Origin of the sequence: Providencia sp. PROV209, assembly GCF_028479485.1 — a bacterium.
GTDB classification, from domain to species: Bacteria; Pseudomonadota; Gammaproteobacteria; order Enterobacterales; family Enterobacteriaceae; genus Providencia; species Providencia alcalifaciens.
In genome coordinates, this window is the sequence record NZ_JAMPNR010000006.1 from 94,232 (window position 1) to 120,956 (window position 26,725).

Consider the following 26,725-nt stretch of genomic DNA (forward strand, 5'->3'; position numbering starts at 1 on the left):
TATCCTATGCTAATTTAACGTATGACTATCGTTTAATTTAGGAATGAGATATGCAAATTATTGAGTGGGATGACTTTACGAAAGTTGAAATGCGTATTGGCACCATTATTCGTGCGGAAGTGAACAGTAAAGCGAAGAAGCCCGCTTATGTCATGGATGTGGATTTAGGAGAATTAGGCATTAAACGCTCAAGTGCACAAATTACGGTGCATTACACTCCCGAAAGTTTAATTGGAAAACAGGTTTTATGTGTGTGTAATTTTGAAGTTAAACGTATTGCTGGCATAAAATCTGAAGTGTTAATTACGGGAGCACCAGATGAAACAGGGGCGATTGTATTAGCGGAATTTAATTTACCCGTGCCGAATGGTTCTCGTCTTGCTTAAGCCGTAAGGCTGCATTTTCTTGATTAAAACCGTTATACTCCTACTGTATGCCACCCAGTAGGAGCTCACCTTGTTATTACCTGAACTGCATTATCGCCAATATTCTCAAGAGGTTATTTCTCATCAACATGATGGGCAATGGCAGGTGGTATTTGCCGTATCTGGCGCGATGGAAATCAATATGCATCGCCAACACTGGCTATTGAATGCGGGTCAGGGGGTGGTGATCCCTCCGAGTGTGAGTCATGCCTTTAGTGGGCAAAAAGGTAATCAAAACTATGTATTGGAAATGCCAGCAACAGCACAGTGGGCATTAAGTGAGCGAATGACCCACTTCGCGCTCACGCCTGCTGCGATAGGGTTATTGAATTGGTTACAGCATTTTCCTCAAGCACCTGAACAGAACTTTGCCGTCGCACGTCTATTATTAGCCCAGTTAACGCCTGAAAATCGTTGGATTGATGAATTGACTCACTGGATTGAATTACGTTTGCATTTACCCATAAGCTGCGAGGATATTGCCTCTGCATTTTATATGTCTGTCAGTACATTACAGCGTAAGATGAAAGCAGAGACTGGGGGCACAGTCATGCAGTTTCTATTACAAAAACGGATGGAAGCTGCTGGAAGTTTATTATTAACTAATCAAACCATTGAGCACGTTGCCACTCTTGTCGGGTACGATTCCCATTCAGCGTTTAGCCACGCATTCCGTAAATTTTACGGTAAAACACCGTTGGAATATCGCCTAAAATCCCTGATATGATGTCTAAATTATGTCATTTAGACTCTAAGTGCTGCGAAATTGTCGCGGAGTACTCTCCGTATAAAAAATCGGTGTTGATATTGGCTTGTTTGAGTTTTAACTCAAGTAATGCCAGCTGTTTGTTGATAGCCACATAATTAGGGTCATCGGCAGAGAGTTGCTGTAACATATGGCATAAATTGAGCGCTTCTTTTTTCTGCTGTAATTCAGCAGGTAGATATCCTGAATTTTTGAGAATACGATATCCCGCCCTTAATTCCTCAGGAACGAGGCTATCATCATCAAGCTGCAAAGGCTTACCCTCACCATTGAGATTGGATAATTCTCCCTTGTTTAAGGCGTCTTGAATATGGCGCTCGGCCCAAAGATCAATTACAGACATGCTTGTTCGCTCTGTTGTCAATAAGCATGAATTATAACGTTGATTAGTGTGAATGAGAAATGCACATTAATCTGGCTAATGGTTTTTTTTAGGGGATGAATGACACAGATTTTGAGGTATTGTAAAAATGTGCATTAGACAAATTAAATGAAATAAAACCGACTAAATTTGATACTTTGATAGTGTTAAATAATAAAAAATGGCACCTTAATATTATTAAAATGTTAACTTGACCACATTTTTTATATTTACTGATATTTAATTTTTATAAAATTTGATTATTACATAAATAAAATTTAACAAAATTAATGCTGTTATTTTATTATCCATCTAGTAATTATTAGTTTATGTATTCAAATTGTATCAAATTTGTTGGTTTGAAATTGTGTATTTGTGATTAGGTGAAGCAAAAAATATTGTGTAATGTCCATTTCTCTTGTTTATAAGGAGAAAATATGGAGCAAAAAAAACAAGAGGGTAGCCGTTTTTTACGTACGGTTGAGTGGTTGGGTAATGCCTTGCCACACCCTGTCATTCTATTCATTATCTTAATTGGGATTTTATTAGTCTCTTCAGCAGTCGGTCAGTATTTTGGTATTAGTGTTCCTGATCCTCGTCCTGAAGGCGCGAAAGGTCGCGCTGAAGACGGAATCATTCACATTGTGAGTTTATTAGATGCTGAGGGTATTCGTAAAATTCTCTCCAATGTCGTGACCAACTTTACCGGATTTGCTCCATTAGGTACGGTATTAGTGGCATTGTTAGGTGTGGGGATTGCGGAACGTGCAGGTCTATTATCCGCTGCAATGCGTCTAATTGTGATTAAAGCGCCTCGCAAATTAACGACTGTTGCAATTGTGTTTGCTGGAATCATGTCGAATACTGCCGCAGAGTTGGGATATGTGGTGCTGATTCCTCTTGCCGCAATTATTTTCCATTCATTAGGTCGCCATCCACTTGCAGGGTTGGCAGCGGCATTCGCTGGCGTATCCGGTGGGTATTCCGCAAACTTATTGTTAGGAACAGTTGATCCGTTATTGTCTGGGATCACACAGCAAGCCGCACGAATTATAGACCCGACGTATATCGTCGGTGCAGAAGCGAACTGGTATTTTATGTTCGCCAGTACGTTCTTGATTACTATTTTGGGTTACTTCATCACCGAAAAAATTGTTGAGCCACAGTTAGGTCCCTATCAGGGCGGTGGTGTTGATGAAGATGAAGATAAGCTCAGAGCTTCAGCTGAAGTGACGCCGCTTGAGAAAAAAGCGCTGTTCTGGGCATCGGTGACTTTCTGGGGATTAGCGGCAGTATTAGCCTTAATGGTGGTGCCGGAAAGTGGAATTTTACGTAATCAAGAAACTGGGTTAGTGAGTAATTCACCTTTCTTAAAAGCGATTGTGGTATTTATCTTTATTTTCTTTGCGGTTCCAGGGATTGTTTACGGCTATATTGCAAAAACCATGCGCAGTGATAAAGATGTGGTTGATGCGATGGCAAGCGCAATGAGCACCTTGGGTCTCTATTTAGTCATCATTTTCTTTGCAGCACAGTTCGTTGCATTCTTTGGATGGACAAATATCGGGCAAGTTATTGCGGTCAAAGGCGCTAATTTCTTAAATAGCATTGACCTACACGGTGGAATATTATTTGTTGGCTTTATTCTGATATGCGCCTTTATTAACTTGATGATTGGATCAGCTTCTGCTCAATGGGCGGTGACTGCGCCGATATTTGTTCCGATGTTAATGTTGGCAGGCTATTCCCCTGAAACTGTCCAAGCTGCATATCGTATTGGTGATTCTGTGACAAACATTATTACGCCAATGATGAGTTATTTTGGATTGATTATGGCAATCGTTGTCAAATATAAGAAAGATGCTGGAATTGGTACCTTAGTTTCAATGATGTTGCCATACTCCATTATTTTCTTTATTGGATGGTCACTGTTCTTTATTGTCTGGGTATTTATTTTGGGGCTGCCAGTAGGACCAGGTTCACCAATTTATTTCACGCCGGGCAGTTAGTTTCATTATTAAACTATTAGATTGCAAGGGTAAATAGCTTTCTATTTACCCTTTTTACTTCTATTGATATATGTATTTATAAGTAGTTATAAAATGACCATCATTAGATGGCTTGTTTGGTAGGTTATTATTGGTTTATTGATTTTATTGTATTAAATATTTGTTGTTATTTCATTATTACCCTAAAGTTAAATGAGAAATTAAATTTATTTGCATGATTACGTCAAGAATAGACTTGTTCTCAAGTTTGTTTTTATTTATGTATTATTTTAAATAAAAATAAGGGTGATTAATATGTATAGAATGACAATTTCCGCAAAATTATTCCTCGCATCTTTTTTTACTTTATTATTCATGTTTCCTATTTTTTGTTATTTGGTCATTATTCAATAATCAAAAACAAATGCTTTAAATTACATCGCGTGTTTATTTGTAATATAGCGAGAAAATAAAACACGTCGATTGTCATGTAAACGTCATTCGCAAGAGATATGGCTGTCATCTGTCTGTCATGTATTGGCGATATTTCTGTCATTTCTCGGTGATAAATTCTCTCTCGAACATAAGCTGCGTGAATTCGCACATTTCAGTGTAAATCTCAGCGAATAAATTTTAGTCATCATAAAAGAGAGAAATTGGCATGGCATCGATAAAACAGTCGGCTCTAGCACTGATGCTTGGTTTTGCGTTTAGTAGTCAGGGAATAGCAGCCACCACAATTCCATTTTGGCATTCAATGGAGGGGCAGCTTGGTGAAGAAGTGAATGACCTTGTCACTCGCTTTAATGAAACGCATCCTGATTACAAAGTGGTTCCTACCTATAAAGGGAATTATGAACAAAGCCTTGCTGCGGGAATAGCCGCATTTCGTTCCGGTAATGCCCCTGCTATTTTGCAAGTTTATGAAGTGGGCACGGCAACGATGATGTCATCTAAAGCCATTAAGCCAGTATATGAAGTCTTTAAAGAGGCCGGCATTGCTTTCGATGAATCCCAGTTTGTTCCTACCGTCTCCGGTTACTACAGCGACGCAAAAACAGGTCACCTGTTATCTCAACCTTTCAATAGTTCTACGCCGGTTCTCTATTACAACAAAGAGGCTTTCAAAAAAGCAGGTTTGAATCCAGATGAGCCACCAAAAACATGGCAAGACCTTGCTCAATACACTGAAAAATTACGTGAGTCGGGAATGAAGTGTGGCTATGCGAGTGGCTGGCAGGGATGGATTCAAATCGAAAACTTTAGTGCATGGAATGGGTTACCTGTTGCAACGAAAAATAATGGGTTTGATGGTACGGATGCAGTTTTGGTATTTAATACACAAGATCACGTAAGGCACATTGAACTGCTACAAGACATGAATAAGAAAGGGACGTTTAGTTATTTAGGACGTAAAGATGAGCCAACCGAAAAATTCTATAACGGGGATTGTGCCATTATTACGGGGTCTTCCGGTTCTCTTGCCAATATCCGTAAACACGCCAAGTTTGATTTTGGTGTTGGTATGATGCCATACGACGCGCAAATTCCAACTGCGCCACAAAATGCCATTATTGGCGGTGCGAGTTTATGGGTGATGGGGGGCAAAGATCCCGCAACTTATAAAGGCGTTGCGGAATTTATGAAGTTCCTTGCTGAGCCTGAGAATGCCGCAAAATGGCACCAGAATACGGGGTATTTACCGATTACCACGGCGGCATATGAATTAACCCAAAAGTCGGGTTTTTATGACAAAAATCCCGGTGCAGATATTGCCACGCGTCAAATGCTCAATAAGGCACCTCTCCCTTATACCAAAGGATTACGCTTAGGGAACATGCCACAGATTCGTACCATTGTGGATGAAGAGTTGGAATCAGTATGGTCCGGCAAGAAAACCCCACAGCAAGCATTAGATGCTTCTGTTGAACGGGGTAACCAATTATTACGCCGCTTTGAAAAATCCACTCAGTAATGAGTCCTTTCGCCCCTCTGATGGCATGCAGAGGGGCGCTGCATCACATCTGATTTATTGGGTTGCTTATGTCATCATCTCGTCCCGTATTTCGCTCCTGCTGGTTGCCTTATGTCCTCGTGTTGCCGCAATTAATCATTACGGTCATTTTCTTTATTTTGCCCGCAGGGCAAGCCCTATGGTACTCCCTACAACGTATTGATCCTTTTGGATTATCCAGTGAATTTGTGGGATTGGAAAATTTCACTCAACTCTTTAGCGATAGCTATTATGTCGACTCTTTTTATACCACGATGATTTTTAGTGTGTGGGTCGCGGGGTGTGGGTTAGTGGTTTCACTTTTTTTTGCTGCGTTAGTTGACTATGTGGTGAGAGGGAGTCGTTTTTACCAAACATTGATGCTGTTGCCTTACGCAGTAGCTCCCGCTGTGGCGGCGGTGTTATGGATGTTTCTCTTTAGCCCAGGAAGAGGATTAATCACCTATGGTTTGGAGGCGATTGGGTATGATTGGAACCATGCACAAAACAGTGGGCAAGCCATGTTTTTAGTGGTTCTAGCGTCAGTTTGGAAACAAATTAGTTATAACTTTTTGTTTTTCTTTGCTGCGTTGCAGTCGATTCCTAAATCTCTGATGGAAGCCGCTGCAATCGATGGTGCGGGTCCTATTCGACGCTTCTTTAAAATATCTTTACCACTGATTACCCCTGTTAGCTTCTTTTTACTGGTCGTGAATTTGGTGTATGCCTTTTTTGATACCTTTCCGGTGATTGACGCGGCAACGGGAGGGGGACCTGTACAAGCAACCACAACACTCATTTATAAAATTTATCGTGAAGGTTTTTCGGGACTCGATCTCTCTTCATCCGCAGCACAGTCAGTCATTTTGATGGGATTGGTGGTCATCTTAACGGTAGTTCAATTTCGTTTTATCGAACGTAAGGTGCGTTACCAATGATTGAAAAAAATCGAGGGTTGAGCCTATTTAGTCACTCAATGCTGATACTTGGAATTTTGGTGATTTTATTTCCACTGTATGTGGCGTTTGTTGCCGCGACGCTGGACGATAAAGCGGTTTTTGATACTCCGATAACGCTGATCCCTGGTACCCATTTATGGGAAAACCTGACCTATATCTGGAATAACGGCGTCGCAGCAAACAGTGCACCATTTTGGTTAATGCTGGTGAATAGCGCCATTATGGCGCTGGTAATTGCGATAGGAAAAATCACGATTTCGATGCTATCAGCGTTTGCGATTGTTTGGTTCCGTTTCCCATGCCGTAGTCTATTTTTTTGGATGATTTTCATTACGTTAATGTTGCCTGTAGAAGTCCGTATTTTTCCTACAGTAGAGGTCATTTCCAGCCTAAACATGGTGGATAGTTACTCTGGGTTAACCTTACCGTTGATGGCATCAGCCACTGCCACTTTTTTGTTTCGTCAATTTTTTATGACGTTGCCGGATGAGTTAATTGAAGCCGCACGTATTGATGGTGCCTCCCCAATGCGTTTTTTCCGCGACATTGTATTGCCATTGTCTAAAACAAACTTATCCGCACTATTTGTGATCACGTTTATCTACGGTTGGAATCAGTATTTGTGGCCGATTTTGATCGTCGCAGATCCGAGTTTAGGAACAGCAGTGGCTGGGATCAAAGGCATGATTGCATCTGGAGAAGGGACAACACAATGGAACCAAGTGATGGCAGCAATGTTGCTGACACTCATTCCTCCTATTCTTGTTGTATTAGCGATGCAGCGTGCTTTTGTACGTGGCTTAGTCGATAGTGAGAAATAACCATGGCAGAATTAAAGCTTCAAGCCGTCACCAAAAGTTGGGACGGAAAAAATCAAGTCATTAAGCCGCTTACGGTAGATGTCGCCGATGGCGAATTTATTGTTATGGTGGGACCTTCAGGGTGTGGAAAATCCACGTTATTACGCATGGTGGCAGGGCTAGAGCAAGTGACCAGTGGGGACATTTGGATTGACCGAAAACGCGTGACGGAATTGGAGCCAAAAGAGCGTGGTATTGCGATGGTTTTCCAGAATTATGCGCTTTATCCTCATATGAGTGTTGAAGAAAATATGGCGTGGGGATTAAAAATTCGCGGGCTTGGGAAAGAAATCATTCGTCAAAAAGTACAGGATGCAGCCCGTATTTTAGAACTTGATGGTTTATTAAAGCGCCAGCCTAGAGAGCTCTCTGGCGGTCAACGTCAACGGGTGGCTATGGGGCGTGCGATTGTCCGCGATCCTGCGGTATTTTTGTTTGATGAACCGCTTTCTAACCTCGATGCAAAATTACGCGTGCAAATGCGCCTTGAGCTACAGCAACTACATCGACGTTTAAAAACTACCAGTTTGTATGTCACGCATGATCAGGTGGAAGCGATGACATTGGCTCAGCGAGTGATGGTGATGAATAAAGGCATCGCAGAGCAAATTGGTTCACCAGTCGAGGTGTATGAACGTCCTGCTAGCCGTTTTGTGGCAAGCTTTATTGGTTCCCCCGCGATGAATTTGTTGGAAGGAAAAATAAGTACTGATGGCGCATGTTTTGAATTAAACGGTGGAATGCAATTACCTCTAGAGAGAACATATTTACAGTGGGTAGGGCATGCGCTAACGTTAGGTATCCGACCGGAACATTTGCAATTAGGCTCTGAATCATCAGGGGGGATTCCCCTTGAAGTCGACACACTCGAAATGTTAGGTGCCGATAATCTTGTGCATGGTCAGTGGGCTGGACAAAAAGTGATTGTACGTCTTGGTCACGAACATCGACCCCAAGTAGGTACAACACTATGGCTTCATCTTCCTGAAGCCCATCAGCATTTTTTTGATACTCAATATGGACACCGTTTATGAATCTTTGGCCTTATCCTAAAATTGTTGCTCATCGTGGTGGTGGAAAATTAGCCCCTGAGAATACCCTTGCCGCCATCGATGTCGGAGCAAAATATGGTCATACGATGATTGAGTTTGACGCTAAATTATCCCGCGATGGTCAAATTTTTCTGCTTCATGATGATACCCTTGAGCGCACCAGTAATGGGCATGGTATTGCGGGGGATTTCGATTGGAGTCAGTTAATCAAAATAGATGCGGGAAGCTGGTATAGCCAAGAGTTTGCTCATGAACCCTTGCCATTGCTGTCACAAGTCGCGGAGCGTTGCCAGCAACATAACATGATGGCAAACATCGAAATTAAACCCACAACGGGCTTAGAAACTGAAACAGGAACTGTGGTGGCTCTCGCTGCTCGTCAATGGTGGCAGGGGCAAACAGCGCCATTACTCTCTTCATTTTCAATTGAATCCCTTGAAGCGGCTCAGGCCGCTGCCCCCGAATTGCCACGCGGTTTACTACTCGAAGAGTGGCGTGAAGATTGGAGAGAACTCACGGGGCGCTTAGATTGTGTGTCTATTCATTTGGATCACATTTTACTGGATAAAGCGCGAGTTGATCTTTTGAAACGTGCTGGCTTATTTATTTTGGTGTATACCGTGAATGACCCTGATCGCGCTAAATTATTATTAGACTGGGGGGTGGATGCAATTTGTACCGATCGTATTGATCTAATCGGTCCAAACTTCCCTGTAAAGTAGAACAGCAATCCCTTTGTTTTTAAAGCTCCCCCAATAAGCCTATTGCTTATTGGGGGAGCTTTTCCATTGTGTAAATAAGTAATTTATTCAATTAAAAACAATGAGTTAGTTTGTCAAGTGATTATCGGTAATTAGGATTAACTTTTTTCCTTTTTCTTGAAAATATTGGTTAGTATCTCGTCATCACACGGATAAGGATGGCAGTAGATATGACAATGCAGCTCATTGCTAGACCCCATGATTCGGCTTTTAAAGGTTTTATGAGCAAAGTCGATAATGCGCGAGATTTCTTTGAAATCTATCTTCCGAACCGCATTAAACCACTTTGTAATTTGGATACACTGAAGCTAGCGAGTGCTTCATTCATCGATAAAACCTTGCGGTCTCGTTTTTCAGATATGCTTTATTCTGTTCAAACTCTCAAGGGAAAAGGGTATTTCTACCTATTAGTTGAACATCAATCTACCCCCGATAAGCTGATGGGATGGCGGCTTATGCACTATGCATTCTGTGCAATGAACCAACATTTGCAGCAAGGAAATAACGCATTACCACTGGTGGTACCTATCTTGTTTTATCATGGGAAACAGTCGCCTTATCCCTATTCACAGGTATGGACTGATTGTTTTCCGTGGGCAGATTTAGCCTATGACCTCTATTGCAATCCATTGCCGCTGGTGGACGTGACGGTAGCGAGTGACGATGAAATTGTGAATCACCGAAAAGTTGCTGCAATGGAGCTCGTGCTTAAACATTCTACATTGAGGGATGACCTGATAGTGCTATCCGAGCGTTTAGCTCAGGTGATTAGTGAGAATGAAAACCACCGTGATGATGTGATTTTAATCATTAACTATCTGTTTAGTGTGATGGATACCCCGACATACACTCAGATAGTCAAAACATTAATTGAACAAACCGAAGGGTATCAGGAGACTGTCATGACGATTGCTGACCGTTTAAGAAATGAAGGGTTAGAAAAAGGCTTAATAAAAGGTAGAGAAGAAGGAAAAGCAGAAGGAAAAGCAGAAGGAAGAGAAGAAGCTCGGCAAGAGGAGCAAGCGATAGCTAGACAGCGAACTTACACTCAAGTTATTACCAGTTTGGACCTTGGCTTAAGTATTGACATTATCAGTAAAATTACAGGGTTACCACATTCTGAAATACAAGCTATGCGCTAAAATAATACAGGGCAGAGTTAACGTAACAGTGAACTCTGCCCTTTTTCAATCTATTGTATTAGAAGTTAATTTTTAATGTCGCATTCACACCACTTGAGTTGACATCACTGTTGTATTGACCTTGGTAAGATACGCCGAGAGTCGTCGATTTGTTAAGTTGAGCATCAATACCTAAGCCAATTCCAAACAGATTATCCAGCTTACCGCCACGGATTTTGGCTTCACCAGTATCTGATAAGAACAGCATGGCTTCAGGGCGATTATCACCAAATAAGTGGCTGGCTGAAACATCGCCTTTCAGGGCTAAATTAACGTTACCCGCGGCGAATGGGTAGCCACCACGTAAACCGACAGTACCAACTTGGATATCTTGGTTGTCAGTTTTAGTGGTGAATTGCATATTACCCACTTGTTCATGCAGATTGTCACTGGTGACATGTAACCAGTTAAATCCAGCATAGGGTTCAATCGAATATTGATCATTATTCAATTGGGTATACGCACCTTCCACGAAGAGTTGAGTAATTTTCGCATCATAGCTGCTGGAGTTGTAACCTGAATCTTGACCAACCCATAATGTGCGTTTCGCATCACGATCTTGGTTAGTATGTGTGACACCATAATTAATGGCAGCAACATTCTGGATATTAGATACACCGTAGGCACCGACATGCAGGTCATTGCTGTCAATTTTACCGTACTCATGGGCTTTATATTTAGATGAGCCTGCCCCGAAGAACAGCCCCGCTTTGGTATGTGAGGCAACATCAATTTCTGCACCGACTAATGCCGCGTAGAAATCGGTATCCATATTGCTGTAACCATAATCAAGGTTGCCCCATTGACCAACACCTGTCATCCAGATGCGTGCATTGCTATTTTCAAGGTTAGCATAGCGACCATGACCGATCCCGATTGCCTGATCTTTCACTGTTCGAGTTAGACCTAAAACGTTAACCACACTAGCCGTGTTAGCATTGAGGTACATATCACTACCTAATGATTGATAGGTATGACGAAGATCTTGTGCGCTCATTGGTAGCGTTGCATCAAATAGCTGACCTTTAGCGTTATTTTCTAGTACGTTAGCAATTGAACGACCATTTTCATTATTGGCAAATGAAGCAAATGAGGTATCCGCTTTTTTGCTCAGAGAGCCCGTAATGGTGTTGTCTTTGACGGAAACCTCTTTTTGGAATAAGGCATAGTCATTATTTACTGCATTAGGTGCGGCATTCGCGAGCATTTTTGACTTAGCACGGTTGTCAGCTAAATTATCAGCATTCACAGTACCTTGTACGGTATTGTCATTGAGATAAACGTCTTTCAGTTGCCCAATGTTATCCGCAGCAATATCCAGTTTAGCCCCTTGATTTAAGGTCATATTCCCAACATTTACATTGTGACCTGCGGTGACTAAATAGGTACCGTTGTCGTTGATGTTGATATTGGCTTTATGGCTTTCATTGGAGACTAACTGACCTTTTTGAGTAAACTGGTCATTATAGTGATTGAGTACGCTAATTGTGCCGCCATTGACGTTCACATCAGCCGTGCCAAATGACTCAGTGAAACCGAACAGTGAGCCTTGTTTAACTGTTGTGCCGCCACGGTAGCTATTGTCACCCGTCATTACCAGCGAGCCTTCACCCGTTTTGACTAAAGAACCATCGTATAAACCCGCATCGATTTTTGCTTGAATAGCATCGGCACGTTGTTGGTAATACTCCTGACGCCATTTTTTAGCCTCTTCTTTGTCAATAATATGCGAGGTTGGATCTGGATTACCGTCATTTACCACAAAATCGGTACCCAGATTGTAATCGCCACCTGCATCAATGCCATTGGCTTTATAGTCAGCGAGCCAAGCCAGATCTTCTTGCTCACGTTGATCAAGCGCTGCTTGGGTAATGTCATTGCTCCACACATCAAGTGGTACGGCATCTAACTGGTATTCGAATTTACCTAAGAACTGACCCGGACCATACATGCCTTTTTCTAAGTCAGGGGTACCCCAACCATAGCGCTCATCGGGTACGCCATCAGCGGATTTCCAGTCTTTATAGAGGCTACCATCTGGGTTATAACGGTTAGCGGTCGTGAACATGACATCACGCACTTGCAGAGCATTCATGGATTGGTAGCGGGACATCAAAACGCCCATGGCTCCCGTGACATGTGGTGCAGCCATTGAGGTGCCACTGAAAGTATCCCAACCTGGATTACCATCGGCATCGACGACACTGGAATAGATATAACGACTCGGTGCAACCACGGTCCACCATTTGGCGTTGCCCGCTTCGTTGAACATACCTTCAATTTCATAACCGGTCTTATCTGCGGTCTGTTTTAAACCCGCAACGGCAATCCAATGTTTCTCAGCTTGTGGATTGAAATAAGGGTAGAGAGGGCGGTAGTACGGGTTTTTGAAATCACGGTTACCTGTCGTGAAGACTTGTACCACATTGGTATCTTTCACTGCATCATAGGCGGCATCCACAAAGGATGGATTATCTCCATAGATTTTTTTGAAGTAAAAATATTCGTATTCAGTTTGTTGAGTGGTATCTACGGGTAAATGCACGCTAGTATTACCACCATCCGGTCCGACGGTTTTACCAGCATCAATAATTCTTGGGTTAGTTCCCCAGCTGTTATTGATGACTTGAGCGCCCGCATCGACCATGGCTTTCCAGCCAGTATAGAAATATTGGTAGTCTTGATAAGGTCCGTAGTTGTTGCTATCGGTAGCGCCGGTATTGCCCACATAGACATCCGATCCCCATGCAACTCCATGCATGCCTTCACCATCTCGATTCGCGCCAACAGTACCTGTAACGTGTGTGCCGTGAGTATCATTCACGCCTTTGATCCAATCGCCAGTCACATCGAAGGCTTGGCCTTTTTCATAGTGACCGCCTAATTCTTGTGGGTAACGCATACCTGTTGAGCCGTACTCACCTTTGGCTTTAACGGCGTGGAAGCGGGAACCACTCAGTTCTTGGTGAGATAATAACGCACCGGAGTCCATGACTCCGATTTTAGCGCCTTGTCCATGATATCCCAGCGCGTATGCACTAGAAGCATTCATGGCGGCTAAGCCCCAATCATTTTTATATTCTTGGCTTTCCCAACTATTTTTATCACCGAGTTGCCCAGTTTCAGAGTAAGCCAGTGTATAACCAGAAAATAATAGAGCAGAGGTAATAATCGAGAGTTGGAAAATATTTTTATTTATTACAGCTTTATTTTTATTGCGTGAAGATACAGCGAATTTTTGTGCTTTGTTCATTCTGATACCTTTATTATCAATAAATAACCATCATTAAGAATCAAAAACAGAATCGCTGAGATAATCTATTTTTTCTAAAAATAAATACTTGAGCGTCATCGCAAAGTTTTATCATTTATCCATAAAGTAGATTTATTGACTGGCTAATCACAATAAAACCAGATTAATGGTACGTAAAAAGAACAAATAAAATGACAATTTCATGTGGGGAATTAAACTAACTTCTGCTTTTTCATCATGAAATTAAAATTTGAATATATTTTTTTAGAATAAATCAAGAGTGGCAACAATTTAGCTTTATTTATTAACAGGCGTTTTTTATTAATGGATTTAAGTACGACTACTTAATTAAGGGTAATTAATTATTTTCTATTATTTAGCAATATTCATATTTTTATAACCAAAAAAAGCCCCCATTTTTTCAAATGAAGGCTATCTTTAAAATAAAATTAGGAAGCTAATAATTACTTATAAAGCTTTTTAATTTCTTGTGCGGCTGCAAAACCACGTTTTGCTTCTTTTTCTGCAATTTCAACGGACAGACCAATGTAAGAACGAGGGTCTAGCATGGCTTTGATTTCATCATTGCTAAAAGCGTCTGTGATAGTTTTGTTTTTGGTCAGGTTAGTATAAAAATCCTCACCATCCGCCGCAGTTTTGATGGCTTCTTCATACAGTAATGAGTGCGCTTTATCTTTACCCAGCTTCTCTGCCATTTTCATCATCACGTATTCAGTATTATCTAACCCTTTGTTTCTAAGAACGTTGTGTAACATTCTCTCTTCATGAGGCACTATCGTTCTAGAAAGCTCTTCAGTTCTTAACAGAATTTCCGTCGTGAGCTCAAGTGCTTCTTCGATGAGTCCATCAAATAGCATGTAAGAACTGCTATCACCTTCATACGGTCTAACTGCGGAGTACATTCCAACACTCGGTAGTGAATACAATTTCTGGGAGTTAGCAATAATCCCTTTCGCCAGTTTCGGGTTGATTTTGTGTGGCATGGTGCTGCTGCCCACGGTACCTTTGGTGAAGCCTTCAGACACTTCCGCAATTTCTTCCAGTGTCGTGCTATAAACTTCTTCCCCGATTTTATGGCAGATATTCGCCATCAGCGCTAAGTTTGCCATGTACTCGAGTTTATGGGTACTTAGGTTACGCGATGGTACTTCCATTGCGTGCATGCCGGTCAGTTCAGCAACGCGTTTTTGCACTTCTAAACCAATGCCCGGCATAGAGTTAAATGCACCTACAGCACCGCCCATCATGATGGTAAATACGCGCTTTTCACACTCTTTCATTCGTTGGTAGCAGTCGATGAAATCGCTGATCCACACGGACACTTTGTACCCGTAAGTAATTGGGATAGCGTGGCGCCCATGGGTTCTACCCGGCATCACCATGTGTTTCGTTTTTTCAGCAAGACCTGATAAGTTCTCGATGATCTCACTTAACAGCAGCATAAATTTATTATGGACTGTTTTCATCATGTACAGCTGCGAGCTTTGCTGAATATTTTGAGTGGTAATGCCGTAATGGATGTATTTACCACTCTCTTCAGAACATGCATTCACCAATACTTTTAAGAAGGGAACGAAGCCGTGCCCAATTTTTTGGTAAATGCGGCTCATCTCTGCAAAATCAATGTTCTCAATAACCGCTTTTTCTTTAATTTCATCAGCCGCTGACTGGGGGATGAACCCCGCTTCAGCTTGCGCTTGAGCTAACATGGATTCAAACATCAGCCAAGTATTGTATTTGGCTTCATCCGATAACAGGGCTTTTATGCCACGGTCATCGATAGTTTTACTCTTAGAATCATATAAGGCTCTCATCATATATCCTTTTATTTCTTCATGAACTCATCAACAGCGTTGCGAACAAATTCAACTTTCGGTCCATACACTACGTGGACGTGGTTTGCCGATGGAAAGAAGAATGCGGTACATCCTGATTCCAACATTAAATCTTTATCAATTTTATTCACTTCTGCGACATCAATACGCATACGGGTAATACAGTTATCTACGTTACGAATGTTCTCTTTACCGCCTAAGGCTTCAACAAGGATCTCGGCGATTTCGCCATAACGTTTTTCTTTAATTAAAGTATTTTTCAGGTTGCTAGACTCTTCACGACCTGGGGTTTTGATATCAAATTTGATAATCGCCCAGTAGAAGATGAAGTAAGTCACCACGGCTAAGCCGCCACCAATCAGCACTAAGAATATCCAGTTAGTGTGTTCGTACAGCAGGCCGAAGATAGTGAAGTCAAACACGGTTCCACGGATATACCCGATAGCAACGCCAGCGAATGACAACAACACTGCACCAATACCGACGATGATGGCATAGATTAAGTACAGCAGCGGTGCGATAAACACGAAGGTAAATTCGAGCGGTTCGGTAACGTTACCGAGCATTGCGGTGAGCACCATGGTCACCAACATTGATTTAACTTCAGCGCGGTTCTCTTTTTTCGATGTTTTATAGATAGCTAATGCAATGGCAGGGAATAGGAACAGCGTCACCAGCATTTGTTGCTGCGCCATAAAGCGCGTCAGGCTTGGCATCATTGCCCAGTATTCACTACTTGGACCTTGCTTAAATAACACTTCTGTTAAGGCTGGAACGACACCGACAAAGGTCTGTCCATCAATAACATAGGTACCACCAGCTTCGGTAAATCTAAACAGAACGTTCCAAACGTGGTGTAACCCGAATGGAATAAACAGACGTTCACCCCCTGCGGTAAAGAATGGACCGACAGGACTTAGGAAGACGGCAGAAAGCTTCATCAAGCCTTGAACTAATACTTCCCAGATAAACGGTAATGTTCCACCGACCATGATCATTAAACCGACCATGATAATCGCAACCGATTTTTTACCTGAGAAGAAAGCGAAGGCGGTTGGCAGCTCGAGGTTATAGAATTTATCGGTGGCCCATGCACCAATTAACCCTGTAATAATTCCCCCAGCGGCACTGATGTTTAAGGTTTGAATACCTAAAACCTTAATCTGTCCTACTTGACCCATAATCGCCGGATCCGCCAGTTTACCGGTGAGCACCAACCAAATATTCATGGTGATGACCAACGAAAGGTAACCCACAACGGAGGCGAAGACGGCGATTCCTTTATCGCGCTGACTCATTCCATACGCGACCCCCATGGCGAACAGTAATGGAATATTGTCGAAGATAACGCCCGCAATAGAACGGATACTGACAAGTAATGCGTTAACGGTTTCATTGCCGAGGAAAGGGAATCGAGCAATCATGTAGGTTTGAACTAATGCACCACTGATCCCCAGTATCATACCAATTGGAGCCAGAACCCCGATTGGCAGGAGCAGTGTCCTACCAAAGCGCTGGATTGACTCACCAAACTTTCTTTTAGCCATATTTTTTCCTAATGACGAAGAATTATTGAAATTAACTGGAATACTAGCACTGGGTTTTTTAAATGAAATGATGTTACGGTTTTAAATATTATCTCAGGTCATGCTTTAAGACCTAGGTCATTTAAATAAAGTAAATCTTTAAAAATCATGTTGATAATGATTTTCTTATCAATGTATTAGGGATTTTTTAAATAAATAATTATTTTAAAAATATCAAAAATAATTGAGTGAGGCGTAATTAACTAACTTTAAGCTAAATAAAAGAGAATAGAGGAACGTATTTACAGTAGATTTTCTAATTCATTAATAAGTAAATCTACCAGAATAAAAAATCCGGTTCTCGATTTTGAATCATCGCGTTTGGTGTCATAACTGTCGGCAAAGCAGAAAAGCGTGTTATTCGCATATGCGGTGAGTTCATTGGTATGAAAGGCGGTCATACTGATGATATTGGCTTCTTTCAGTTGAACGATTTTGGCGGTTTCGATGATCTTTTTCGTACCGCCTGAAAGAGAAATAAAAATGACGGTATCATTTTGGTTAACCAGACGAGTAAAGGAGTCAGAAAGGTTGTAATCATTGATAAAAAAGCAATGTAATCCGAGGGAGAAGAGTAAATGCTCGAGATAATAGCCGACGGCTTTACTGGTTCCTCGTGCCACTAGGAAAATATTTCGTGAACCGTGCAATATTTTCGCACAGTCCCGAATTTGGTCTTCATTAATCAGCGTGAACGTTTTATGAATATTATTTTCGAGCTGCTTTTTATATGACGTTGGATTTTTTTTCTCAGCTTTATTCTGTGAGAGTATGTGATTATTAATTTGGAATTTTAGTTCTTTAAACCCACTAAACCCTAATTTCTGGGATAAGTTAATAATGACTGTTTTAGATACAAATGTTTTGGCAACTAATTCATTAATATTTAAGTAGGGAATATCGGCAATGTTATCGGTAAGATATTTTAATACTTTTTTTTCACTGACGGTTAAGTTGTCATAATTCTTTAGAAAATCCAGCATATCTCACCTGATCAATAGAGTATCAAAAGCCCATTTTAGTCTGGGTTCGCGTGTTATTTATGATGATATCGACACTGTGTGAAGTGAGCACAAGCTCAACAGCGTTGATTATACGTTAAAGCCGTATTTTATGCAGGTTTTCCGAGAGTTTTTTTGATGTGAATGACTTATAAGGTCGATAATAATACTTATCTATTTAAGCTAAGAATATAAAAATGAGACGGACCTCAACCAGAGTCTAAAAGATTAAAAACGCCTTGTGATAAAGCACATCACGAGGCGTTTTTGTTTATCCTAATTCCTGCTCAATCATTATTTGAGTTGCCAAAGCGTTCCTTCAGAAATAACCGCGCTGCCATGAGAAGCAAATAACATTAGCTTGCGCGCATTAGGCTGGGGATATATACGGCTAGACATTGTGGCGTCACCATCGTTGACAAAGACTTCAACGGAGGAGCGGTCAATAAAAATACGCAATGAAAGTTTATCGCTCGTAGGTAATGGAATGCTGCGATAACCGTCCAACTCATATTCTGGGTAGTGCCGCCAGAGCACTAAGCGTTGAGATTGGCTATCAATATACAGCTCTAATCCATCGCCAACTTTATTACCTAGCGCTATGCCATATCGTTCTGCATGGCTTTGGCGTATATCCCAAACGAGTTCTAACTCGATGGCGCTGGAATGGTCGAGTAACACTTCTGTTTTACTGAACGAGTGCGGCTTAATGGGTTGGCTCTGTTGGCGCAGTGAGTTGGCTTCAATCACTGGGCGTTGGCATAAATGCCCATCTCGTTCAAATAACTCGCGTGGTAAGGTTAAGCAGCCCGCCCAGCCTTCTTGTTTTGATGGCATTACTGATTCCCACATATCCATCCAAGCCATAATGACACGGCGACCATCCGCTGTAGTGAAGGATTGTGGAGCGTAGAAATCGTGCCCGTTATCTAGTTCAGTCAATTTTTGGCTTTGTATAAATGCACTTCCTGCTTGCCAATGACCTTGGATCACTCCTGATTGGAAGCGGTTACGATATTGATAGCCTTTGCTTTGTTGAATGCCTTGTGGGGAAAACATCAAATAGTGGTGGCTGCCACAAGGGAAGAAGTCTGGGCATTCCCACATATAGCCGCCATCCAGATCCGCATGTGCGAGGATCCTATCGAGCTGCCATTCTCGCAATGAACGACCTTTATATAGCAGCGTTTGTCCACAATTAGCGGCATCTCGAGCCCCCACCACCATCCACCAAGTGCCATTTTCTTGCCAAATTTTTGGATCGCGAAAATGCATAATGCCTTCAGGGGGAGTGAGAATAACACCCTGTTTTTCAAAGTGAATACCATCAGTGCTTGTTGCCAAGCATTGAACTTCGCGGATTGCGCTATCATCGCCTTCTTCTTTGAGCCATACATGTCCGGTATAAATCAGCGAAAGTACTCCGTTGTCATTCACGGCACAGCCCGAAAAACACCCATCACGATCATAGTCATCACCCGGTGCTAAAGCGATAAGTTGGTGCTGCCAATGGATCATGTCGTGACTTGTTGCATGACCCCAGTGCATAGGTCCCCAATCTGCACTCATTGGATGATGTTGATAAAAAGCATGATATAAGCCATCAAAATAGATTAAACCATTTGGGTCATTCATCCAGCCAGCAGGCGGGGCGAGATGGAAGTCAGGGTAATAAGTATTGCCACGCTGAGCTTTAAGTTGCTCGAGAGCAAACTGTGCTTGCTGAAGTTGTTGTTTCATAATTCCACCGTTTTTTTCGACGTTGTCATGGGGTTGCTGACGGTTGATGTGTTTTCTGATTGCAGAAGTACGCTAGAGATTATCGTCATGGAAATGACGATGGCGGCGAGGATCATATAAGTATCGGCGAAGCCTAATGTGTCATAGCCGTACCCTGCTAACGGGGATAAGAATGAAGCACACAGTGACGCCGTAAACTGGAAGCCGACTAAATAGATGGTTGCGGATAAGCGTTTATCAAATACAGACGTAATGTATTTAAATAATGAAATTAAGAGAATAGGAAGTTCAACGGCATGCAGTAGCTTCATGAATGAGATAGTGATGGCGTCATCGGCAAGTCCTGAACCCAAAATACGTAGCGCCATGATCAAACCACTTAACAATAGACCCCGTTTAGCACCGATACGATTTACAAGGAAAGGCGCTAAAAACATCCCGCCTGCCTCTAAAAAGACCTGAAGCGAATTTAAGTAGCCGAACATCTCATTGCCTTCATTTTGATTCGCAAACAGGGAGGCAAAATAGACTGGAAATTGTTGGTCGTAGACGTTATAAACACTCACACCACAGACAAATATTACTAAAGACCAAAATGAGCGCATACGTAAAAGTCCCAGCGCATCAGAGACAGTTAGCGATTGAGTTTTACCGAATTCAAGTTCGTTCATAGTATGAGGACGAACGTTACGTAAACGCCATAACAGAATGATAAACAGCAGTGCGCTGACAGACCCCATGGCGAAATTTAAGTTGGGATCAATATTAAATAACAGCCCAGCAAAGAAAGTGGCACCCGCCCAACCCAGCGATCCCCACATACGGGCACGCCCATATTCAAAGCTCGCGATGCGGCTAACCCGTTCAGTATAGGATTCAAGTGCACCGATACCAGCAAAGAACGTCGCCCCGACATAAATCCCTAACGCTGCGGCACCCGCAAAAATGTTCCATTTTAATAACGGAGTACAGACAAAAATAAACCAAGGTCCACTGATTAATAACAACCCACCCAGAAACCATAATAAATTTTTGCGTAAACCGAGTCTGTCCTGAATAAATCCATACAGAGGCTGTGCACAAAAAGCCGTTAGACTAATGACTGAAAAAATAATGCCGGTATCAGTACCCTTTAAGCCAATTTTTTGGCTGAGCCACAGAGAGACTAAGGAAAACACGGATGACCATGTCCAAAAGAATGTAAATAATAAGCCGCTTAATGTGAGATAGGCATGTATGTTAGCGCGTGTTTTTTTGCCCATAGCTATTCTCCTACTGTCAGAATACCTATATTGTTAATGTTAACATCAGCATTAGAAAAGAAGGCATTGTGCATAAATATGATGTTAATCACCAATGTTAACATTAACATTGGTGGTATGTGAGGGGTGTCACAGGTTTTTTATTATCACAATCATGTGGCTATTTTTTGGTTGATATACTCCGATGAAAAGACGTTGGATAAGTCATTTCATCGCTTAAGACACATGTCGAATTTAGAGCGCAGAGGGCAAAATGGTACTCTTAAAAGATGTCGCAAAGCTGGCTGGTGTTTCAATGATGACGGTTTCAAGAGCGATTAATAATCCTGAGAAACTGAAAAAAGAGACACTGGCGCGTATTCAAAAAGCAATTAGCGAAACGGGTTATACCCCTGACCTCTCTGCACGCATGATACGCGGTACGCGTTCAGGACAAAAACCGCGAACTATTGGCGTGTTAGCACTTGATACGGCGACCTCGCCATTTTCTGTCGATATTACGCTCTCTATTGAAGAAACGGCGCGTTCACATGGTTGGAATAGTTATGTTGTGAATATGCTAGAAGGTGATGATCCTGAAGCCATCGCGAGTCTGCTTTTTTCGCATCGCCCTGATGGCATTATTTATACGACAATGGGGCTACGGCAGGTTGAAATAACCAAGCACATGATGAAAGTTCCACTGGTACTCGCCAATTGTGAAAGTTTGAATGTACAGACTGCCAGCTATGTGCCGGATGATGAAGATGGGCAATATAACGCGGTTAATGCACTATTAAATGCAGGTTATCGTCGACCATTGTGTCTATATTTACCTGCCAAACATCCAGCGACTATCCGTCGATCTCTTGGGGTTAAACGTGCTTGTGAGGAGCATGGTATTCATGCCGACACGCTCATCCATCATTTTTTGATGATGGACAATTATTCGGATATTCCTGAAATCGTGCGTCAGCAGATCCACCATGGTAAAGCGAACTTTGATTCAGTCATCTGTGGAAACGATCGGATCGCCTTTATTGTTTATCAGATCTTGCTAGAAAGTGGATTAAAGATCCCAAAAGACGTGGCGGTGGTTGGCTATGACAACATGGTTGGGATCGGTGAATTATTTATCCCACCTCTTTCAACGGTACAGCTTCCCCATTATGAGATAGGCAAGCGCAGTGCGTTGCATATCATTAATGGGGAGACACACCGAGATACTGTTTATATTTCATCGCCTTGGCTACCAAGGGATTCAATTTAATTTTTAACTATTATCTGTGGAGTAATTTATGACCGATAAAGTGTGGGTCCTTGGTGATGCTGTCATTGATCTGATCCCTGAAAGAGATGGTTGCTTATTACAGCTTCCGGGGGGAGCGCCAGCTAATGTTGCTGTTGGTGTCGCTCGCCTTGATGGGCAAAGTGGGTTTATTGGTCGTGTCGGGAACGACCCGTTTGGTCGCTTTATGCGCCGTACACTCGCGCAAGAGAATGTGGATATCGCTTATATGAAGTTAGATCCACAACATCGCACATCGACCGTGGTGGTTGAACTTGATGACGAGGGGGAGCGGACTTTTACGTTTATGGTACGCCCTGCTGCAGATCTTTTCTTAGAAATTGAAGATTTACCCATATTCCAGAAAAATGAGTGGTTACATGCTTGCTCTATTGCACTGAGTGCTGAGCCGAGTCGTAGCACAACATTTCATGCCATGGAAATGATTCGCCGTGTAGGGGGCCGAGTGAGTTTTGATCCAAATATTCGAACTGACCTATGGCAGGATGAAACCCTGTTACGTGAGTGCTTAGATAAAGCGCTGACATTTGCATCTGTGGTGAAGTTATCCGAAGAGGAACTGTTTTTTCTAAGTGGTAAAACCGATATTCAGCAAGGTATTACACATCTTTCAGCGCAATACTCTTTTGATTTACTGTTGGTCACTTTAGGTAAAAACGGCGTGATGGCGTGTTGGCAAGGCAATATACTGCATTATTCGGCTAGATCAGTCGTGGTCGTTGATACTACTGGCGCGGGAGATGCTTTTGTTGCTGGTTTATTAGCTGGATTGTCTGTCTATGGTTTGCCCCATGATGAAAACACACTTGGTATCATTATAGGGCAAGCACAAATTTGTGGTGCGTTAGCCACGACTGCGAAAGGGGCAATGACGGCATTACCTTATCGTCAAGCGCTACAAAAGAGCCTTTAGTATGATTTTGTTTTTATGGATATTGTGAAAATGCAGCAAGGACGGAACGATTTATCAACGTGATTTGCCAGAAAAGCAAAAACCCGCCACTAGGGCGGGTTCTTTAAATAGTGGTGCCCGGACTCGGAATCGAACCAAGGATACGCGTTCTATACCAAATTTTTATTGATTAACAGTCGGTTACATTTTCGCTTCGATGGGCAATGTACCATTATTCTGTACCATTTTTCAAGTTTTTTATGACCAGCTAGAGCATCTAGCTTTTCAGCAGGAATGAAATGTCCTAAGATTGATGAAATTTTTAACTCGAGTAAACATTATGGCAAAAAAGCTAGAGCAATGGAAAAATAGACTTGCCGTTGAGAAAATTGTAGAGGGCATGAATGCTGCATCATCTAATGCACGAAGGCTTCTGAACGATGCCTCTGCTTTATTTGATTTAGAACGCTATCCCTCTGCTACCTCTCTAGCAATCTTGGCTATAGAAGAAGCAGGAAAGGTGTCAATACTTCGAGAGATGTCGCTGTTGAAAGATGGCAAAGATATCAAACAGATTTGGCACAGGTATCGCTCACATACTGAAAAAAATATGATGTGGGTGTTTCTTGATGCAGTTAAAAAAGGCGCCAGGAATCTCAAGGATTTTTCACCAATTTTCAGCGATGAATCAGAACATCCCTTTGTATTGGATCAATTAAAGCAAATATCATTTTATACGGATTGTCTTGGTAAGGCACATTGGTCGATACCAGACAATGTAATCGATAGAGATACAGCTATAAGCATCATAGAAGCCGCTAAACCGTTAGTGTCGTCAAAATTACACACAGTCGAGGAGGTTGAACTCTGGGTGAAGTACTTGGGACCTGTGTGGAAAACTGATGATGCTCTTAAGCGTGAGGCATTAAAAAGTTACTTCGATGCCATGTCCGCAAAAGGATTACTTTCAAATAAAACTGCTGTCTCAGCATTCTTAAGTATCTGAATCAATATTTCTTTAGGGATATTGCTGTTGGAGCTGCGAGAGACCTGAAATGGTTGATCTGCTCCCCGTTGAACAACACGCCGCAATGTTGTTAACGTGACTGTTTGGCTACGAGATCAACTGCGAACTTCCGCTCTTCGCTCAGACCAGACAGGTTTAGTCCTATTTTTCCTACGCAACTCGACAGTCTGGTCTGAGGTATGCAACTAAATTACCTTTTTGATATTGGCGATATCTTCATCGGTTAATATTCCTTTCTGCTTTAATGGCGATAACTCAGCTAGAAATTCTAGCGAGTCCATTTTCTGCGAGATAAGTGATATTTCATAGATTAGTTCTTTCTTTTTACTGTCTAGTTCTTCTTGAGTAATCATATCGGCATCAAATAGTGCTGATAGCTTTGTTAGTGTTGATATGAACTCTTCTTGAACAAACACCCTTTCTTTGTCTTTATGCTTTTCTGTGAGGTAAATCATGCTAATAGCACCGATGATTGAAGCAATTATGACATAGATGCCCGTTGCTCCATGGTATATTAAAAAGCCTCTATAGCGTGAATATCTATCAGTATCAAACAAGTTCAGTGTTACGAATGGGTAAGCAACCAATAGTATGATGATTAATAGCGATAATACAGCATATTTGTTAGGTAAGCCTTTCCCTTTGGCTAATATCTTGATGCCGATACCAATGAATATTGGGGTTGCAATCGTTAGGACATAGAGGAGTACATCATTGATTTTGAACATGTAATATAGTGAGATTCCTATGCCAACAATGATGTACAGTATGCCATGAACTTTGCCAGTTTCTGTTTCTGACTCAATTTTATCAGCAAAGGCTGAGTAGAAGCTTGCTGATAGGATTAATGAGGTAATGAATAGTGAGATTCTGGCAAATATTGCATTACTATTTGAATAATTCGGGTCGAAGCTATGCACCCCGATTACATTTTGAGTGATGAAGATTGAGCCGATAGCCGCTAAGCAGGCAATGATTACCCAACGTTTTGATACTTTATTCATTTGGTTGACTCCTACGGATATTTTCTTGCCTTACATGGCACCCATACATTGTTATCATTTAGGAAAAACGCTGGGATCGTATGAATCATCAGTATCTTGGCAGATGTTTGACTATCAGCGAATACAAGCGTTATTCGGTCGTGTTTTTCATTTTCAGTTCTTATGATTGGTAACTTATAAATTCCCTCAATTGAAAGCAGCATGTCCTTATCTAATGTCGCATGAACACCGTTTTCACATTGCAGCCACACGTTAATCGGGGCAGGGAGTGCTAGCCCGAAGGCACTATAGAGTAAAGCTAGACTGAGTATGATTTTCTTCATCGTTTGTTTTCCAGTAAATCAGGACGGTTTGTCCTGATGATGCGGTAAATGCTTGTGACCCCAACGCCTAGCTGGCGTGATATGGCGGGTTTGGTTAACCCTTGTTCAAGCAGCTCAATAATTTCATCGGTTTTCTCTCTGGCTGTGGGCTTCCGTCCTTTGTACCTCCCTTTTAGTTTCGCCAGTGCGATACCTTCGGCTTGGCGTTCAAGCATGATTTCACGTTCGAAGGTTGCAATTGCTCCAATCATGGTTAACATGAGTTTGCCCGTAGGCGTTCCTGTATCGATCCCTAGGTTCATTATCTGTAATCGGACGTGCTTGGCATCCAAGTACTCGGAGATCTCCAGCAGGTGCTTTGTGTTACGTGCTAGGCGGTCTAACTTGGTGACCTTGACCGTGTCACCATCACGCACGTATTCCAGCATTGCTGTAAGCTCAGGACGGTCGTCTTTCGCACCGCTGATGATTTCTTTAAAAACCTTTTCGCAGTCCTGTAAAGCATTGAGCTGAGCGTCAAGGCTTTGACCACGGGTTGATACTCTGGCGTATCCGATAATTGCCATTGTTGTTCTCCATTCGACCCAATAGACCATGCTAAGCTATACGACAGACCAAATATGCCGTATTGGCTCTGTGGTAGGCTTTCAAGCTGTATTTTGCTGTTTGTTTAGATGCGTGCCCTTGATGCATGAGCAGTGGTAGGGGAAAAGTATTAGATATTTGTGTTAGTTGAACAGTAATCAGTAAACGCTTGAAAGGTTGCTGTAAGAAAGGTTATCACTGCTTGTTTTACTGCTTGAAGTAGTATAGTCCAAACCATTTGTAGTCCCCATGACCTGTAATTAGTTGAATCGTACATAATTTAACCTTGGTTGTGTGAATGTACTTTTCTTGTACCTTTATTGGTTAATTTTGTTGAAAGCTTCATTGTTTTTTTCGTTGGGAACGCTTGTGGCTGTGCAATTTTGGAGGAGAGAGAATCTTAGTGAATAGCTTGATGCCATCAACCGAATCTAAGGAAAGCATATACTTAAGAATGGGAAAATGAGTATATAATATAGATAGGGGGGTAGTTGACTATATAGCCTATATGTTTCAGTTGTAGATGTGTTGAAACGTAGAATTTTGAAGAAAGCCGCATAAT

The 26,725-nt window shown here is 41.9% G+C and carries 21 protein-coding genes; 12 read left to right on the forward strand and 9 right to left on the reverse strand.

Features of this window, described 5'->3' with window-relative positions; all coding sequences use genetic code 11:
* Positions 1 to 50 precede the first annotated feature (50 nt).
* Complete coding sequence (locus tag PR795_RS06455; RefSeq protein WP_006658512.1) at positions 51 to 386, forward strand: tRNA-binding protein; 336 nt, start codon at positions 51 to 53, stop codon at positions 384 to 386.
* 70 nt (positions 387 to 456) lie between these two features.
* The gene (locus PR795_RS06460; protein ID WP_006658513.1) at positions 457 to 1,152 is read left to right on the forward strand and encodes a helix-turn-helix transcriptional regulator; all 696 of its coding nucleotides are present in this window, start codon (positions 457 to 459) and stop codon (positions 1,150 to 1,152) included.
* Positions 1,153 to 1,165: 13 nt separating this feature from the next.
* Here PR795_RS06460 and PR795_RS06465 read toward each other — a convergent pair whose 3' ends face one another.
* Positions 1,166 to 1,534 carry a DUF1992 domain-containing protein gene (locus tag PR795_RS06465; RefSeq protein WP_006662505.1) on the reverse strand — a complete coding sequence of 123 codons (369 nt, stop codon included), beginning with the start codon at positions 1,532 to 1,534 and terminating at the stop codon, positions 1,166 to 1,168.
* Positions 1,535 to 1,989: 455 nt separating this feature from the next.
* Between PR795_RS06465 and PR795_RS06470 the strand changes: the two genes are divergently transcribed.
* From PR795_RS06470 to PR795_RS06500, 7 genes are all read left to right on the forward strand, one after another.
* Complete coding sequence (locus PR795_RS06470) at positions 1,990 to 3,561, forward strand: AbgT family transporter (RefSeq protein WP_181480327.1); 1,572 nt, start codon at positions 1,990 to 1,992, stop codon at positions 3,559 to 3,561.
* A gap of 640 nt (positions 3,562 to 4,201) precedes the next feature.
* Complete coding sequence (ugpB, locus tag PR795_RS06475; RefSeq protein ID WP_181480326.1) at positions 4,202 to 5,515, forward strand: sn-glycerol-3-phosphate ABC transporter substrate-binding protein UgpB; 1,314 nt, start codon at positions 4,202 to 4,204, stop codon at positions 5,513 to 5,515.
* Positions 5,516 to 5,583: 68 nt separating this feature from the next.
* Positions 5,584 to 6,471, forward strand: coding sequence for a sn-glycerol-3-phosphate ABC transporter permease UgpA (ugpA, locus tag PR795_RS06480; protein WP_272516740.1), 888 nt, complete (start codon positions 5,584 to 5,586; stop codon positions 6,469 to 6,471).
* Positions 6,468 to 7,313 (forward strand): sn-glycerol-3-phosphate ABC transporter permease UgpE, encoded by an 846-nt coding sequence (gene ugpE / locus PR795_RS06485; protein WP_006658519.1) that lies wholly within the window; start codon positions 6,468 to 6,470, stop codon positions 7,311 to 7,313. Before ugpA ends, ugpE begins: the two co-directional genes overlap by 4 nt.
* 2 nt (positions 7,314 to 7,315) lie before the next feature.
* Complete coding sequence (locus PR795_RS06490; protein WP_006662509.1) at positions 7,316 to 8,386, forward strand: sn-glycerol-3-phosphate import ATP-binding protein UgpC; 1,071 nt, start codon at positions 7,316 to 7,318, stop codon at positions 8,384 to 8,386.
* Positions 8,383 to 9,126, forward strand: a complete 744-nt coding sequence (gene ugpQ, locus PR795_RS06495) for a glycerophosphodiester phosphodiesterase (RefSeq protein WP_006658521.1) — start codon at positions 8,383 to 8,385, stop codon at positions 9,124 to 9,126. The genes PR795_RS06490 and ugpQ overlap by 4 nt, the downstream gene beginning before the upstream one ends.
* Before the next feature lie 209 nt (positions 9,127 to 9,335).
* Complete coding sequence (locus PR795_RS06500; RefSeq protein WP_036976352.1) at positions 9,336 to 10,307, forward strand: Rpn family recombination-promoting nuclease/putative transposase; 972 nt, start codon at positions 9,336 to 9,338, stop codon at positions 10,305 to 10,307.
* A 58-nt stretch (positions 10,308 to 10,365) separates the two neighbouring features.
* On the opposite strand, the gene pta is transcribed toward PR795_RS06500, so the two are convergent.
* From pta to PR795_RS06530, 6 genes are all read right to left on the reverse strand, one after another.
* Positions 10,366 to 13,599, reverse strand: a complete 3,234-nt coding sequence (gene pta, locus PR795_RS06505; RefSeq protein WP_036976130.1) for an autotransporter Pta — start codon at positions 13,597 to 13,599, stop codon at positions 10,366 to 10,368.
* 464 nt (positions 13,600 to 14,063) lie between these two features.
* A complete protein-coding gene (locus PR795_RS06510) occupies positions 14,064 to 15,434 on the reverse strand; it encodes a class-II fumarase/aspartase family protein (protein ID WP_006662512.1) in 1,371 nt (456 codons plus the stop codon).
* 11 nt (positions 15,435 to 15,445) lie between these two features.
* On the reverse strand, positions 15,446 to 17,002 hold the full coding sequence (locus PR795_RS06515) for a PTS transporter subunit EIIC (protein WP_181480324.1): 1,557 nt from the start codon (positions 17,000 to 17,002) through the stop codon (positions 15,446 to 15,448).
* A 281-nt stretch (positions 17,003 to 17,283) separates the two neighbouring features.
* Entirely contained in the window at positions 17,284 to 18,024 is a 741-nt protein-coding gene (locus PR795_RS06520; RefSeq protein WP_272516741.1) for a MurR/RpiR family transcriptional regulator, read from the reverse strand.
* 312 nt (positions 18,025 to 18,336) lie between these two features.
* Positions 18,337 to 19,782: a glycoside hydrolase family 32 protein gene (locus PR795_RS06525; RefSeq protein ID WP_006658527.1), complete on the reverse strand. Its 1,446-nt coding sequence runs from the start codon at positions 19,780 to 19,782 to the stop codon at positions 18,337 to 18,339.
* Positions 19,779 to 21,044 (reverse strand): MFS transporter, encoded by a 1,266-nt coding sequence (locus PR795_RS06530; protein WP_006658529.1) that lies wholly within the window; start codon positions 21,042 to 21,044, stop codon positions 19,779 to 19,781. Before PR795_RS06530 ends, PR795_RS06525 begins: the two co-directional genes overlap by 4 nt.
* A gap of 253 nt (positions 21,045 to 21,297) precedes the next feature.
* Here PR795_RS06530 and PR795_RS06535 point away from each other — a divergent pair, with 253 nt between their 5' ends.
* From PR795_RS06535 to PR795_RS06545, 3 genes are all read left to right on the forward strand, one after another.
* Positions 21,298 to 22,293: a LacI family DNA-binding transcriptional regulator gene (locus PR795_RS06535; protein ID WP_154632994.1), complete on the forward strand. Its 996-nt coding sequence runs from the start codon at positions 21,298 to 21,300 to the stop codon at positions 22,291 to 22,293.
* Between the two features lie 28 nt (positions 22,294 to 22,321).
* Positions 22,322 to 23,245 (forward strand): aminoimidazole riboside kinase, encoded by a 924-nt coding sequence (locus tag PR795_RS06540; RefSeq protein WP_036978157.1) that lies wholly within the window; start codon positions 22,322 to 22,324, stop codon positions 23,243 to 23,245.
* 319 nt (positions 23,246 to 23,564) lie between these two features.
* Positions 23,565 to 24,230: an AbiV family abortive infection protein gene (locus PR795_RS06545; RefSeq protein ID WP_272516742.1), complete on the forward strand. Its 666-nt coding sequence runs from the start codon at positions 23,565 to 23,567 to the stop codon at positions 24,228 to 24,230.
* A gap of 206 nt (positions 24,231 to 24,436) precedes the next feature.
* Here PR795_RS06545 and PR795_RS06550 read toward each other — a convergent pair whose 3' ends face one another.
* Positions 24,437 to 25,255 carry a hypothetical protein gene (locus PR795_RS06550; protein WP_272516743.1) on the reverse strand — a complete coding sequence of 273 codons (819 nt, stop codon included), beginning with the start codon at positions 25,253 to 25,255 and terminating at the stop codon, positions 24,437 to 24,439.
* A 319-nt stretch (positions 25,256 to 25,574) separates the two neighbouring features.
* Positions 25,575 to 26,144, reverse strand: coding sequence for a recombinase family protein (locus PR795_RS06555; RefSeq protein WP_213942744.1), 570 nt, complete (start codon positions 26,142 to 26,144; stop codon positions 25,575 to 25,577).
* Positions 26,145 to 26,725 lie beyond the last annotated feature (581 nt).